This window comes from Methylobacterium sp. WL8 (assembly GCF_008040045.1).
Lineage (GTDB): Bacteria > Pseudomonadota > Alphaproteobacteria > Rhizobiales > Beijerinckiaceae > Methylobacterium > Methylobacterium cerastii.
In genome coordinates, this window is sequence record NZ_VRVF01000098.1 from 1 (window position 1) to 12,751 (window position 12,751).

Genomic DNA, 12,751 nt, shown 5'->3' on the forward strand with positions numbered 1-12,751 from the left:
CTCCGGGCTTGGTCGGGGTCGCGGGGGCGGGGCTCTGCGCCAGCGCCGGCGCGGCGGCCAGGCAGGACAGGAGTGCGAAGGTGCGCAGGAACGACGTGGCCATGGTGGTCCTCCCGAAGGGACGGCGGCCCGGTACCTGGCGCCGACGGAGCGTGGTGTGAGCCGGAGCGGTTGAACCGCGGCTTAACGCTGCGGCACGCCGCCCCAGTCGCTGGTTCCAAATCCGATTGAATTCCAAGTCCGGTCGCGCGCACTCCGTTCCCGGTTCGGTTCTCGATCCGGGTCGGACGTTCAGTGCCGCATGGCGTCGAAGCGCGCGAGGCATTCGGCCGAGATCCGCATGCCGTTCGGTACCGGCTCGCTTGGCGGCGGACGGCGCACGCAGGCCTTGAGGTAGGCGAGCGCGTCTTCCAGCACCGCCTCGCTGAAGGGTTTTGCGATCACCGCGGTCGCGCCCTCCATCTCCTCGGAGAGCTGGCGCGCGTTGGCGGTCATGAAGGCGGCGGTGATGCCGTCGCGCTCACGGATCGCCTGCGCCACCTCGAGGCCGGAAGAGCCGTCTGCAAGGCGCAGGTCGATCAGCACCAGCTCGGGCCGACAGGCCTCGATCTGGGCGATGGCCTCGGCGGCCGTCATCGCGGTGCCGACCACGCTGTGCCCGGCCTCCTCGAGCATCATCTCGATCTGCATCAGGATGAGGGCCTCATCCTCCACGACCAGGATCCGCAGCGGGTCGCTCACGGCGTCTCCGAACTGTCTGCCATCTCGCGCGGCAGGCGAATGTTGACCGTGGTCCCCGGCTCGTTGGATTGCCACGCGATGCTGGCGTTGAGCTGGCGGCACAGGGTGCCGATCAGGCGCTTGCCGAAGGAGCGTTTCTCCATCACCTCCACGGGCATGCCGACGCCGTCGTCGGCGATTCTGATGGCGAAGTACTTCCCGTCCGGTGCGACCGTCACCGAGAGCCGGCCGGGGCGATCGCCGGGGAAGGCGTGCTTGAGCGCGTTGGTGATGAGCTCGTTCATCATCAGCGCCACCGGCGGCGCCTTCGAGACCGGCACCTCCACCGCCTCGAGGTCGAGGTGCAGGCGGATGCCGTCGCGGCCCGAGCCCCGCACCAGGTCGGTGGAGAGGTCGCGGGCGAACTCGGCGACGTCGAAGCGCTCGACGTCGTTCGACTGGTAGAGCCGCCGATGCACGATGCCCAGCGCCTCGACCCGCGTCAGCATCATCTCCATCGCCGCGCGCGCCGACGGGTCGGTGATGGCCTTGGTCTGCATGGCGAGCAGGGCGGCGATCATCTGGAGGTTGTTCTTGACCCGGTGGTCGACCTCGTGGACCAACATGGTCTGCGTCGCCAGGGACTGGCTCAGGTCCTGGGTGCGCTTGGCCACCTCGGCCTCGAAATGGGCCTTCTCCTGCTCGACCTTCAGGTGGGCGTCGACGCGGTCGGTCACGTCGAGCTGCGAGGCGAAGAAGTAGGGCACCTCGCCGCCCTCGTTCGTCACCGGGCTGAGGTACAGCGCGTTCCAGAACGGGGCGCCGTCCTTGCGGTAGTTCAGGATGTCGATGGCGATGTCGCGCCCCGCCGTCACCGCCTCGCGGATGAGCGCGACCGCGCCGCGATCGGTGTTGGCGCCCTGCAGGAAGCGGCAGTTGCGGCCCATGACCTCGCCGCGCTCGTAGCCCGTCATCCGCAGGAACGCGTCGTTGGCGAAGACGATCGGGTTGTCGGGCAGGCGCGGATCGGTGATGATCATAGCCATCCGCGTGGCGCGGACGGCGGCAGCGAACGGGTCGCCCTTGCCCTGCTCGGTGTCGAGGCCGCCGGTCTGGCGCCACGCATCGGACGATTCCATCGATCGTGATCTCTCTCAGGGCGCGGACCGCATCCACCGTGCGGCGTCGGCCGGTGCCGCGAGGGCACCTTTTTAGGAAGTCCAGAAGGCGAACCGTCGTGCTTGGAGGCGAGCGGGCGGGTCGGCCGCAAGCTTAACGGGTCGTGGAGGAAAAAAGGTTCAAAGAATTCTGGACGCGGCGGACTTTCCCGTCGCGGCGACGCCTTCGGGCCGTCGCCATGTCACCCCCCCCACCGCAGGCCATCACGGCAGAACTGTCAAGTCTCGGCTAGCACGCGCCCGGTGCCGTCGGCGCCTGCCACGGTCTCGCTCGGCCGCGATCTTGGACCAAAGTCCAAGATCGAGCGTGTCCGGCAGCTTGGTCGCACGCGCCCCCTAGCCACGCCCCGGCGCCCCCGCTATAAGCGCGCCTTCGAATCTCCGTATCGAGCGGTGCGCGAGGCGATCCCGGCCGGGAGACGCCCGGGCGCCGCTTTGGCGCCAGACCGCAAGGATTTCCCGTCATGGCCGTTCCGAAGCGCAAAACCTCCCCCTCCCGTCGCGGCATGCGCCGCTCGGCCGACGCCCTCAAGGCGCCGACCTACGTGACGGACAAGGATTCGGGCGAGCTGCGCCGCCCCCACCACATCGACCTGAAGACCGGCATGTATCGCGGCCGCCAGGTGCTCACGGTCAAGTCGACCGAAGCCTGAGTAGCCTTGGGAATCAGGCCGTGAGCCGCGCCGTCTCGGCGTAGCGCGCGGCCGCGATCCCGGTGCGCTCAAGCCGCGACGGCCGCAGGGTCGGATCGGACGCCACGATCACCTGAGTCAGAAAGCCTGCGAGCGGCCGCGTGCCGCCGCGGGCTCTTGGCGTTGGCACGTCCTGGGCTGCCTCGTCCCGGCCCCCGGCGATCGCCACCAGGGCGCGGGTGGGCGCGGACACTTTCGATCCGGAGGCTTCTTGCGGTTCGGAAGATTGCGACTCGGACCCCGGCGCCTGCGGCCCCACGGTCGCCCGTACCGTGCCGACACGCTCGATTGTCCCGATCTGCATCATCGCCCGCATCCCCCGGCCCAACCCGGACCGGCGCTGCAAGGGTGGGGCCGACGTTAACGGTTCGTCAACCTTTTATCGGGGCAGGCGCCACGACTTCCCTCCCCTTCTGCGGGGGAGGGTGGCCCACGAAGCGGGTCGAGAGAGGGGAGCGACCTCTCCCGACATAGCGCTCTCCTCTCCCGACCCTCCCTGACGCGAGGCCCACCCTCCCCCGCAGAGGGGGGAGGGAAAACGGGCGTGGAGTTCTTTGGCCCTACTTCTTCGCCAGCGCCTCGAGGCGTTCCTGCATCGCCAGCATCTGGCGCTTGAGGTCGTCGAGGTCGGTGCCGGCGGCCTGGACGGGGACGGGCGGGCTGGGTTGGCCGGCATTGGTGTTGGCGTTCGGCACGCCGGGCGGGGTGAAGCCGGTGAACATCTTCATGGCGTCGCCGAAGAAGCCCATGTTGGCCCGCACCTGCTGCTCGATCGCGGTCTGGAGCGCCGAGGAGCCGAAGCCCGCCCCGCTGAAGCCGGTCGAGAACTTTTCGCGCAGGCCGTCCTGGTCTTTCGCGAAGTTGGCCATCGAGAATTCGAGGAAGCTCGGCACCATCGTGCGCATGCTGTCGCCGTAGAAGCGGATCAGCTGGCGCAGGAACGCCACCGGCAGCAGGTTGTCGGCGCCGGCCTTGTTCTCCTGCTCGAAGATGATCTGCGTCAGCACCGAGCGGGTGATGTCGTCGCTGGTGCGCGCGTCGTAGACGACGAAGTCCTCGCCGTTCTGCACCATCGTCGAGAGGTCCTCGAGGGTGACGTAGGTCGAGGTGCCGGTGTGGTAGAGGCGCCGGTTGGCGTACTTCTTGATGACGGTCTGTTGTGCCTTGACGCTGTCCGCCATCTTTGCGGCCTCTCCCCGATCGCGCGACGACCACGGCCGGGCCCCCGCCGCCGGGAGCCGCCCACGCGCCTGCTCGGACCTTAAGGCTTTCAGCCGGCGACGAAAATAGCCATCTGGCGCCTTTTCCCGCGGAATAATGCTAATTCGCCCCGGCCACAGCGTCGACGGCGATGGAGCAGTCGCCCCGCAAGCGATACGCCCCACCCTCCAGCCTTCTTGACTTCGACCGAGCGAGGCCCTTCATCCGGAGGAACGGCCTTTTGCGAGCGCGCGACCTTGAAGACGCGCAGGCCGACCACGAGGAGAACGTTTCAGATGGCAAGCGAAGACATCGTCATCGTCGGCGCGGCGCGCACGGCGGTTGGTTCGTTCGGCGGCGCGTTCAACACGGTGCCCGCGCACGAGCTCGGCAAGGTGGCGATCAAGGCCGCGCTCGAGCGCGCCGGCGTCTCCCCCGACGACGTGGACGAGGTGATCTTCGGCCAGGTGCTGACCGCCGGCGCCGGGCAGAACCCGGCCCGCCAGGCCGCCATCGCCGCCGGCATCCCCGAGAAGGCCACCGCCTGGGGCGTCAACCAGGTCTGCGGTTCGGGCCTGCGCACCGTCGCCATCGGCATGCAGCAGATCGCCAACGGCGACGCCACGGTCATCGTCGCGGGCGGCCAGGAGTCGATGTCGCTCAGCCCCCACGCGCAGTACCTGCGCGGCGGCCAGAAGATGGGCGACGTGAAGCTCGTCGACACGATGATCAAGGACGGGCTCTGGGACGCCTTCAACGGCTACCACATGGGCACCACCGCCGAGAACGTGGCCCAGGCCTTCCAGCTCACCCGCGAGCAGCAGGACCAGTTCGCCACGGCATCGCAGAACAAGGCCGAGGCCGCCCGCAAGGAGGGGCGCTTCAAGGAGGAGATCGCCCCCGTCACCGTCCCGGGCCGCAAGGGCGACGTGGTGGTCGACACCGACGAGTACATCCGCGACGGCGCCACCGTCGAGGCGATGGCCAAGCTGAAGCCCGCCTTCTCCAAGGACGGCACGGTGACGGCCGCCAACGCGTCGGGCCTCAACGACGGCGCGGCCGCGATCGTGCTGATGTCGGCCTCGGAGGCCGAGCGCCGCGGCATCACCCCGCTCGCCACGATCAAGTCCTGGGCCACCGCCGGCGTCGACCCCAAGATCATGGGCACCGGCCCGATCCCGGCCTCGCGCAAGGCGCTCGACAAGGCCGGCTGGAAGCCCGCCGACCTCGACCTGATCGAGGCCAACGAGGCCTTCGCCGCCCAGGCGCTCGCCGTGAACAAGGACATGGGCTGGGACGACGCCAAGGTGAACGTGAACGGCGGCGCCATCGCCATCGGCCACCCGATCGGCGCATCCGGCGCCCGCGTCCTCGTCACCCTGCTGCACGAGATGAAGCGCCGCGACGCCAAGAAGGGCCTCGCCACCCTGTGCATCGGCGGCGGCATGGGCGTCGCCATGTGCATCGAGCGCGCATAAGCAGAATCGCGCGCGCATGGGCGGCCTGAGCCCGGAGACGAAAATCCGTCTTTAGGCCCAAAGCAAAACATTTCGCGTGCGGACGCCATCCGCACGCGGCATGAGGGCATCATCCCCGGGCCGGCGGCGACCCCGTCGCGCCGACCCGGTCACGGCCCACAAAACAGTTCAAGAAACCGGAGGAAACCATGGCTCAGCAACGCGTCGCCCTCGTCACCGGCGGCACCCGCGGCATCGGTGCGGCGATCTCGAAGGGCCTTGCGGCCAAGGGCTACAAGGTCGCCGCCAACTACGGCGGCAACGACGAGGCGGCCCAGGCCTTCAAGGCCGAGACCGGCATCCCGGTGTTCAAGTTCGACGTCGGCGACTTTTCCGCCTGCGAGGCCGGCATCAAGGCGGTCGAGGCCGAGGTCGGCCCGGTCGACGTGCTGGTGAACAACGCCGGCATCACCCGTGACGGCCTGTTCCACAAGATGAGCTTCGAGAAGTGGCAGGCGGTCATCAAGACCAACCTCGACTCGGCCTTCACGGTGACCCGCCCGGTGATCGAGGGCATGCGCAACCGCGGCTTCGGGCGCATCATCCTGATCTCGTCGATCAACGGCCAGAAGGGCCAGATCGGCCAGGCCAACTACTCGGCCGCCAAGGCCGGCGTGATCGGCTTCGCCAAGGCGCTGGCCCAGGAGAGCGCCGCCAAGGGCATCACCGTCAACGTGATCGCGCCGGGCTACATCGCCACCGACATGGTGATGGCGGTGCCCGAGGAGGTGCGTAACAAGATCATCTCGACGATCCCCGTCGGGCGCCTCGGCGAGGCCGAGGAGATCGCCCGCGCAGTCGAGTACCTCGCGGCCGAGGATTCGGGCTTCATCACCGGCTCGACGCTGACGATCAACGGCGCCCAGTACATCGCCTGAGCGGCCGCGCGGGGGTGCCCTCCGGCGCCCCCGCCCCGCCCCGGAACCTGTCGCCCCGGCCGGATGCGGCGCCCGGATGCGGTGGCCGGACGCAGAGGCCTTGAGTCTTATAAGACGCCTCTTCGCGCCTGTTCAGCAATGCACGGCGTCTAATTTTTGCTCGCTCCATCTGCGATTGCTTTAATCGTTGGTGAGGTTTCGTGCCCATGATGCTTCAACCGGGGCGAAGCGCGGGCGGCGAATCACAACGATGAAGACCATCCTGATCCTCACCGATCAGCCCGATCGTGGGCAGAGGCTCGCCGGGCAGCTCCGACCGCTGGGCGAGCCACTGGTGGTCGACCTGCTGGATCCCTACCAGGCCCGCAACGCGCCCGACCTGACGCAGGTGGTCGCCGTGGTCGGCGACGCCTCGCTCGCGCATTCGCAGCAGGTGTCCGGCCTGCACAAGTACATGCACCGCCTCGGCCCGGCGCAGGTTCCGTTCCTCTGCGTGCTGCACGAGGACTCGCCCCGCGCGCACCTGCAGGCGCAGGCGCTCGGCGCGACCCGCACGCTCCGGGCCGACGCGGTGATGCGCGACCTGCTGCCGTCGCTGCGCAGCCTCGTTCCGGGCGAGGGCCAGGCCGAGGTGCGCGCCGCCATCGCCGAGGCCGACACGGCGCTCACCCGGATCTTCGACCTCGGCCGCGCCGGCAGCGGCCCGGCGCCGGCCGTGGCGGCGGCGGGCGCGGACCTCGTGGTCGGCGCCCTCAACAAGGCCGACATCCGCGGCTGGCTCGACGTGGTCTGGCGCTTCGACGACGCGACGCACCAGCACTGCCTGCTGGTTGCCGGCCTGGCGGCGGCCTTCGCCCGGCAGCTCGGCCTGCGCGCGCAGGATTGCCGCGACCTCACCCAGGCCGCCCTGCTGCACGACCTCGGCAAGGCCCGCATCCCGCTGGCGATCCTCAACAAGCCGGGCCGGCTCGACGCGGACGAGATGACGGTGATGCGGACCCACCCGGCGCTGGGCATCGCGATGCTGCAGGGCCAGGACTACCCGGCGGCGATGCTCGCCGTGGTGCGCTCCCACCACGAGGCGCTCGACGGCTCGGGCTATCCGGACGGGCTGACCGCGAAGCAGATTCCCGACCTCGTGCGGCTGATCACGGTCTGCGACATCTTCGGGGCGCTGATCGAGCGGCGGCCTTACAAGCGCCCGCACTCGGGCGAGGCGGCCTACGACATCCTCCGCGGCATGACCGGCAAGGTCGACCCCGACCTCGTCAACGCCTTCAAGCCGATCGCGGAGGCCGCCGGCAGCGCCATGGCCAGCGCCAGCGCAGCCTGAGGTCACGGCTTCGACCGGATCAGCGTCAGATCAGCATCACGGCGCCGACCATCAGGATGAGGCCGAGGGCGCGTGATCCGTCGAGGGGTCGTTGGGCCAGGCCGAGCCAGCCGAACTGATCGATCGCGACCGCGGCGAGCATCTGGCCGGCGATGAGCGATCCGATGAACGGCGCGGCCCCGAGCCGCGGCACCAACACGATTGCCAGCCCGACGAACACCGCGCCGAAGGCGCCCCCGCTCCACGCCCACCAGGGAATTCGCGCCAGGACCGCGGGCGACGGAAGGGGATCGCGCAGGGAGGCGGCCAGCAGCACCATGCCGGCGAGGCCGACCGCGTAGCTCACGGCGCCGGACCACGCCGCCGAGCCGAGCAGGGCCCTGAGTTGGGCGTTCAGGCCCTGCTGCACCACTACGGCTGCGCCGGCCGCCATCGCCGACAGCATCAGGAGGGCGTCAGGCATAACGCTTGGCGCCCGCCACGCACAGGACGACCACGGCGGTGGCGAGCAGCATGCCCGGCGCCACCGGCTCGTGCAGGAGGAGGCCGGCCAGCGCCAGGCCGAGGAACGGCTGCAGCAGTTGGAGCTGACCGACGCCGGCGATGCCGCCGAGCGCTAGGCCGCGATACCAGAACACGAAGCCGACGAGCATGCTGAACACCGAGACGTAGGCCAGCGCCGCCCAGGCCGGCCAGCCGACGTCCCAGGTGCCCGGCAGGCTCGCAAGCGCCAGCGCCAGGGTGACCGGCAGCGACAGCACCAGCGCCCAGGAGATCACCTGCCAGCCGCCGAGCCGGCGCGACAGCGCGGCGCCCTCCGCATAGCCGAGGCCGCAGAGCAGGATCGCCGCCAGCATCATGCCGTCGCCGGCCGGCGACCCGGCCCCGCCCTGCGCCAGGGCGAAGCCGGCGACCGCGAGGCTGCCGACACCGGAGAACAGCCAGAAGGCGGGCTTGGGCCGCTCGTTGCCGCGGAGCACGCCGAACAGGGCGGTCGCGAGCGGCAGCAGCCCGAGGAAGACGATGGAATGGGCCGCGGTGACGTGCCGGAGCGCCAGCGCAGTGAGCAGCGGGAACCCGATCACCACGCCGAGCCCGACGATCGCCAGCGGGACGAGGTCGCGCCGCAGCGGCCGCGGCGCGCGGAAAGCCAGCAGCAGCCCCGCCCCGATGAGCCCGGCGATCGCGGCACGCGCCGCAGTGAGGAACAGCGGCGAGAAGCCCGCCACCGCCACGCGGGTCGCCGGCAGCGAGGCGCTGAAGATCAAGATGCCGAGGAACCCGCTGCCCCACCCCGCCGACATGGCTCTCATCGCGCATCCCCCCGAGGCAGCCCGCTTGCCGCCGCCGGCCTTGACAACCATCGCAGGCCCATGCCGTCAAATGCCCAATCTTTCGCCATCCATGCGGATCGGGCATGATGAATCCGGCCCATCTCGACCTGTTTGGGGCAGTGCTGCGCCACGGCGGCATGACCCGGGCGGCCGACGCGCTGGGCATCGGCCAGCCGCACGTGAGCCGGGCGGTGGCGCAGCTCGAACGCGAACTCGGCTTCCCCCTGTTCGTGCGCGGGCACGGCAGCGCGACCCCGACGCCGGAGGGTGCGGCCTTCGCCCGCGAGGTCGAGCGGACCCATGCCGGGCTCGACCACCTGCGCGAGGCCGCCCGACGCATCCGCGAGGTCGGCAGCGGGCCGCTGCGCGTCGCCTGCCAGCCGTCGCTCGCGGCCCGCCTGCTGCCGCGCGCGATCGGCCGGCTTCATGCGGCCCATCCCGGCGCCCGGGTCGCGGTGCACGTGCCGGCGCCGGACACGATCTGGTCCTGGGCGGCGTCCGACCAGTGCGACCTCGGGCTGGTGCGCCCGCGCCCCGGCCATGCGGGGGTGGTCGCCGAGCCGTTCCTGACGGTGGATGCGGTCTGCGCCCTGCCCCGGGGCCACCCGCTGGCGGCGCGGCGCGCGATCGCCGTGCACGACCTCGCGGAGGCGGCGCTGATCGCCGGCGCGGCCGGCGCGTTCCAGGACGCGGTGGAGGCGGCGTTCCGCGCGGCCGGCCTCGCGCCGCGCTTTGGGATGAGCGCCCAGTACACCGCCGCCCGCTGCGGCCTGGTCGCCGAGGGGCTCGGGTTCGCCGTCGTCGACCCGGTCGCCGCCCGCGGCCTCGCCCTGCCGATCGTCCTGCGCCCGTTCCGCCCATCCCTGCCGATCGCGACCCTGCTGATCCGCCCGGCCCGCCCCCCGGCGATCCTGGCGGAGCGGCTGATCGGGTTCCTGCGCGAGGCGCGCGACGCGGAGGGTTTTGCGGCGGGGTGAGGCGCCACCTCCCTCCCCTCGCTGCGGGCAGGGCGTTTGTAGATGGTACCGCACCGTCATTCCGGGGCGCCGCAGGCGAGCCGGGAATCCAGAACCGCCGACGGTGCAAAGTCCGGCTCGACCAGCGTTTCTGGATCCCGGGCTCCGCTGCGCGGCCCCGGGATGACGAAGGTGCCGCCAATGGGTTTCCGAAGGGCAAGTCGGCATCGGCCATCGCCCTGCCTGCTTTATTAGGGAAAGCGGATCGACACGCCCCTCCTCTCGGGCCGGGTTGCCCTCGCTCGCGGGTCCGTGGGAAAGCGTTCTCCCTTTCCTGAGCACGGGTGTCGCGTGATCGCTTCCTCCTCCGCCACCCTCGTCGGCTGCGGCGCGATCCTGCTGTGGTCGCTCCTGGCGCTGTTCACCGCCGCGTCCGGCACGGTGCCGCCGTTCCAGCTCGCAGCGATGACCTTCGCGCTGGGCGGACTCGTCGGCTGCGCGAGCTGGCTCGCGCGCCGGGGCGGGGTCGCGGCCGGGCTCGCGGCGCTTCGCCAGCCCTGGCCGGTCTGGGCGCTGGGGGTCGGCGGGCTGTTCGGCTACCACGCCCTGTACTTCGCCGCCCTGCGCCTGGCACCGCCGGCCGAGGCCGGGCTGATCAACTACCTCTGGCCGCTGCTGATCGTTCTGTTCTCGGCGCGGCTCCCCGGGGCAGGCGGACTGCGGCCCGGCCACCTCGTCGGCGCGCTCCTCGGGCTCGCGGGCGTCGTCGTGCTGTTCCTCGGCCGCGGCGCGTTTCGCTTCGACGATGCGGCGCTGCCCGGCTACGCGGCCTCGCTCGCCGCCGCCTTCGTCTGGGCGGGCTACTCGGTGCTGTCGCGCCGGGTCGGCACGGTGCCGACGGATGCGGTCGCGGGCTTCTGCCTCGCCACCGCCGCCTTGAGCCTCGCCTGCCATCGCGTGTGGGAGACGACGACTTGGCCGGAGGGCGCCCTGCAATGGGCCGCCGTCGTCGCCCTAGGCCTCGGGCCGGTCGGGGCCGCGTTCTACCTGTGGGACATTGGCTGCAAGCGCGGCGACATTCGCCTGCTCGGCGTCGCGGCCTACGCCGCGCCGGTGCTCTCGACGCTGATCCTCGTCGCCTCGGGCTACGCCGCCGCGACCCCGGTCCTCGGCATCGCCTGCGCGCTCATCGTCGCCGGCGCTCTGATCGCGCTGCGGGCCTCACGCGGGGTGGGGTAGCCGCCGGCTCTTCCTTCCCTCGCAGAGAGGGAAGGAAGCGCACCCGAGCTCACCCGAGCTCACCCGAGCGCACCCGAGCTCACCGCGGCGTCGGGCGCCAGTCCGGTGGGGCCATCTCGAAACCCGAAAAGTCGAAGGCCGGGGAGACCGTGCAGCCGACGAGCGTCCAGGCGCCAAGGCTCGTCGCCGTCTGCCAGTGGCCCTCCGGCACGACCAGCTGCGGCCGCTGCCCGCGGAGGAGGTCGGGGCCGAGATGGTGGGCGGCGGCGTCGTGGCCGTTCGGGCTCACCGTGAGCACCAGCGGCGCGCCCGCGTGCCAGTGCCAGATCTCGGCGGCGTCGACGCGATGCCAGGCCGAAACCTCGCCGACGTCGAGCAGGTAGTAGATCGCGCTGCCGACAGAGCGCCCCTCGACCGTGCGCGGATCGCGGAAGGTCTCGCGGTAGTGCCCGCCCTCCGGGTGCGGCTGCAGCCCGAGCGCCGCGATCACCGCCGGTGCCGTCATGTCCGCCATGGTCGTTCGCATCCTTCGATCGGGCTGGTGGGACCCGTGTTCGCACATCCGCCAAAGGCCCGGTGCCTACTCGGCGATGGCACCCTGGGGAACGTGGAAGCCGGGTGGGGCCTTCGGGGCCGCATCCTTGCGCGGCGCGGGCTTCGCCGGCCTTCGCACCGCCGCGGGCGTCGCTTCTTTGCCGGCTTCGTTCGTGTTCGCCGCGGCGTCCGCCGGGGCGGTCTCGGTCGCGTTGCCCTTGCGATTCCCTTTGGCGTCCCTCTTGCCGTTCCCCTTGGTCCCGCGCGCAGCCACAGGCGGCGCGGCGACGGCCGGCGGGTCGATGCAGGTGCGGAAGGCGAGGGAGGCCAGGGGGGTGCCGTCCTCGGCGACGATCGGCAGGGGATCGGGCAGGGCCGGCAGCGCGGCCTCCCAGCGGATCGGGGCGCCGAGCTGGGTTTCGAGCGCGGCGGGGGCCGGGCCGCGGCGGAGGGTGGCGAGGTCCGGCCCGTAGGCGGTGGCGGGCTTGGCCGCGATCACGACCTGCAGCACCTGGCTGATTTCGGGCGTCAGCGGCCGCAGCGGGTTGGCGACGCTGGCGCGGCCGATCCGCGTCACCGCTACGTCAAAACCCTTCGCGCCCTCGTAGCGCGCGGCCCGCGCGCCGCAGGGCTGGAGCGCGTCGAGGTTCGCGGCGGGCGTCGCCGGCTCGGGCGCTGGCGCGGGAGAGGGAAGCGGAGGCGGCGCATCCTGGGCGCGGGCCGGCGCGGCGGCGAGGCCGGCGGCGAGCAGCGCGAGCAGCAGCGTTCTCATCGCGGGTCGTCCTCCCGGTGGTCGGGCCGTGGCAGGCGCGGCACCGCGTGGTCCTCGACGCGGATCGGATCGAGGTCGAGCACCGCGCCGGAGCGGTCGATCGGGCTGCGCGACGGACCGATCTCGGCGAGCAGCAGCGCCTCGTCCTCGACGTCGTGCTCGCTGTCGAGGTGCAGCGGCGCGCGCCGGCCGCGAGCGAGGAGCCGGAGCACCACGGTGCCGGCGACCGCGCAAGCCGTGACGGCCGCCAGGATCAGGAGCGTTTCCATTGCCCGGCAGCGTTAGCCCAAGCGGCCGTCGCATGCACCCCGGAGCATGCACCCCAGGGTAAGCCCGCCCCGACGCGCCGGGCCGGGGTCCCGAAGCGGAACGGTCCTTGCCTCTCCGGTCCCCGGGCC

General features: G+C 71.5%; 15 protein-coding genes. 6 read left to right on the plus strand and 9 right to left on the minus strand.

Annotated elements, in window-relative coordinates:
- Nucleotides 1–291: 291 nt before the first annotated feature.
- Nucleotides 292–741, minus strand: a complete 450-nt coding sequence (locus FV234_RS23155; protein WP_147754701.1) for a response regulator — start codon at nt 739–741, stop codon at nt 292–294.
- Entirely contained in the window at nt 738–1,859 is a 1,122-nt protein-coding gene (locus tag FV234_RS23160) for a PAS domain-containing protein (protein WP_147831929.1), read from the minus strand. Before FV234_RS23160 ends, FV234_RS23155 begins: the two co-directional genes overlap by 4 nt.
- Nucleotides 1,860–2,362: 503 nt before the next feature.
- Here FV234_RS23160 and rpmF point away from each other — a divergent pair.
- Nucleotides 2,363–2,551 carry a 50S ribosomal protein L32 gene (gene rpmF / locus FV234_RS23165; RefSeq protein WP_147754699.1) on the plus strand — a complete coding sequence of 63 codons (189 nt, stop codon included), beginning with the start codon at nt 2,363–2,365 and terminating at the stop codon, nt 2,549–2,551.
- Between the two features lie 13 nt (nt 2,552–2,564).
- Here rpmF and FV234_RS23170 read toward each other — a convergent pair whose 3' ends face one another.
- Together FV234_RS23170 and phaR are read right to left on the minus strand one after the other, a co-directional pair.
- Nucleotides 2,565–2,783 carry a hypothetical protein gene (locus tag FV234_RS23170; protein ID WP_147831931.1) on the minus strand — a complete coding sequence of 73 codons (219 nt, stop codon included), beginning with the start codon at nt 2,781–2,783 and terminating at the stop codon, nt 2,565–2,567.
- A gap of 367 nt (nt 2,784–3,150) precedes the next feature.
- Nucleotides 3,151–3,771 carry a polyhydroxyalkanoate synthesis repressor PhaR gene (gene phaR, locus FV234_RS23180; protein ID WP_147831934.1) on the minus strand — a complete coding sequence of 207 codons (621 nt, stop codon included), beginning with the start codon at nt 3,769–3,771 and terminating at the stop codon, nt 3,151–3,153.
- 315 nt (nt 3,772–4,086) lie between these two features.
- Between phaR and FV234_RS23185 the strand changes: the two genes are divergently transcribed.
- The 3 genes from FV234_RS23185 (at nt 4,087) to FV234_RS23195 (ending at nt 7,518) form a co-directional block, all read left to right on the plus strand.
- Nucleotides 4,087–5,268 carry an acetyl-CoA C-acetyltransferase gene (locus FV234_RS23185; RefSeq protein ID WP_147754192.1) on the plus strand — a complete coding sequence of 394 codons (1,182 nt, stop codon included), beginning with the start codon at nt 4,087–4,089 and terminating at the stop codon, nt 5,266–5,268.
- 188 nt (nt 5,269–5,456) lie between these two features.
- On the plus strand, nt 5,457–6,185 hold the full coding sequence (gene phbB / locus FV234_RS23190) for an acetoacetyl-CoA reductase (RefSeq protein WP_147831936.1): 729 nt from the start codon (nt 5,457–5,459) through the stop codon (nt 6,183–6,185).
- 250 nt (nt 6,186–6,435) lie between these two features.
- Complete coding sequence (locus FV234_RS23195) at nt 6,436–7,518, plus strand: HD domain-containing phosphohydrolase (protein ID WP_147754194.1); 1,083 nt, start codon at nt 6,436–6,438, stop codon at nt 7,516–7,518.
- 25 nt (nt 7,519–7,543) lie between these two features.
- On the opposite strand, the gene FV234_RS23200 is transcribed toward FV234_RS23195, so the two are convergent.
- Nucleotides 7,544–7,981, minus strand: coding sequence for a DMT family transporter (locus FV234_RS23200; RefSeq protein ID WP_147831938.1), 438 nt, complete (start codon nt 7,979–7,981; stop codon nt 7,544–7,546).
- Complete coding sequence (locus FV234_RS23205) at nt 7,974–8,831, minus strand: DMT family transporter (protein WP_147754195.1); 858 nt, start codon at nt 8,829–8,831, stop codon at nt 7,974–7,976. The genes FV234_RS23200 and FV234_RS23205 overlap by 8 nt, the downstream gene beginning before the upstream one ends.
- Nucleotides 8,832–8,935: 104 nt before the next feature.
- Between FV234_RS23205 and FV234_RS23210 the strand changes: the two genes are divergently transcribed.
- Together FV234_RS23210 and FV234_RS23215 are read left to right on the plus strand one after the other, a co-directional pair.
- Nucleotides 8,936–9,829, plus strand: a complete 894-nt coding sequence (locus FV234_RS23210) for a LysR family transcriptional regulator (protein ID WP_147831940.1) — start codon at nt 8,936–8,938, stop codon at nt 9,827–9,829.
- 333 nt (nt 9,830–10,162) lie between these two features.
- The gene (locus FV234_RS23215) at nt 10,163–11,047 is read left to right on the plus strand and encodes an EamA family transporter (RefSeq protein WP_147831945.1); all 885 of its coding nucleotides are present in this window, start codon (nt 10,163–10,165) and stop codon (nt 11,045–11,047) included.
- Between the two features lie 79 nt (nt 11,048–11,126).
- On the opposite strand, the gene FV234_RS23220 is transcribed toward FV234_RS23215, so the two are convergent.
- From FV234_RS23220 to FV234_RS26355, 3 genes are all read right to left on the minus strand, one after another.
- Entirely contained in the window at nt 11,127–11,561 is a 435-nt protein-coding gene (locus FV234_RS23220) for a cupin domain-containing protein (RefSeq protein WP_147831942.1), read from the minus strand.
- A gap of 66 nt (nt 11,562–11,627) precedes the next feature.
- Nucleotides 11,628–12,353: a hypothetical protein gene (locus FV234_RS23225; RefSeq protein WP_187273782.1), complete on the minus strand. Its 726-nt coding sequence runs from the start codon at nt 12,351–12,353 to the stop codon at nt 11,628–11,630.
- Complete coding sequence (locus FV234_RS26355; protein WP_187273783.1) at nt 12,350–12,622, minus strand: hypothetical protein; 273 nt, start codon at nt 12,620–12,622, stop codon at nt 12,350–12,352. The genes FV234_RS23225 and FV234_RS26355 overlap by 4 nt, the downstream gene beginning before the upstream one ends.
- Between the last annotated feature and the right edge of the window lie 129 nt (nt 12,623–12,751).

What these genes read in the sequence shown, in the direction of transcription:
- FV234_RS23160 (WP_147831929.1), bottom strand. Translation starts at nt 1,859, where the DNA reads ATGGAATCGTCCGATGCGTGGCGCCAGACCGGCGGCCTCGACACCGAG.
- rpmF (WP_147754699.1), top strand. Translation starts at nt 2,363, where the DNA reads ATGGCCGTTCCGAAGCGCAAAACCTCCCCCTCCCGTCGCGGCATGCGC.
- phaR (WP_147831934.1), bottom strand. Translation starts at nt 3,771, where the DNA reads ATGGCGGACAGCGTCAAGGCACAACAGACCGTCATCAAGAAGTACGCC.
- FV234_RS23185 (WP_147754192.1), top strand. Translation starts at nt 4,087, where the DNA reads ATGGCAAGCGAAGACATCGTCATCGTCGGCGCGGCGCGCACGGCGGTT.
- phbB (WP_147831936.1), top strand. Translation starts at nt 5,457, where the DNA reads ATGGCTCAGCAACGCGTCGCCCTCGTCACCGGCGGCACCCGCGGCATC.
- FV234_RS23195 (WP_147754194.1), top strand. Translation starts at nt 6,436, where the DNA reads ATGAAGACCATCCTGATCCTCACCGATCAGCCCGATCGTGGGCAGAGG.
- FV234_RS23200 (WP_147831938.1), bottom strand. Translation starts at nt 7,981, where the DNA reads ATGCCTGACGCCCTCCTGATGCTGTCGGCGATGGCGGCCGGCGCAGCC.
- FV234_RS23205 (WP_147754195.1), bottom strand. Translation starts at nt 8,831, where the DNA reads ATGAGAGCCATGTCGGCGGGGTGGGGCAGCGGGTTCCTCGGCATCTTG.
- FV234_RS23210 (WP_147831940.1), top strand. Translation starts at nt 8,936, where the DNA reads ATGATGAATCCGGCCCATCTCGACCTGTTTGGGGCAGTGCTGCGCCAC.
- FV234_RS23220 (WP_147831942.1), bottom strand. Translation starts at nt 11,561, where the DNA reads ATGGCGGACATGACGGCACCGGCGGTGATCGCGGCGCTCGGGCTGCAG.
- FV234_RS23225 (WP_187273782.1), bottom strand. Translation starts at nt 12,353, where the DNA reads ATGAGAACGCTGCTGCTCGCGCTGCTCGCCGCCGGCCTCGCCGCCGCG.
- FV234_RS26355 (WP_187273783.1), bottom strand. Translation starts at nt 12,622, where the DNA reads ATGGAAACGCTCCTGATCCTGGCGGCCGTCACGGCTTGCGCGGTCGCC.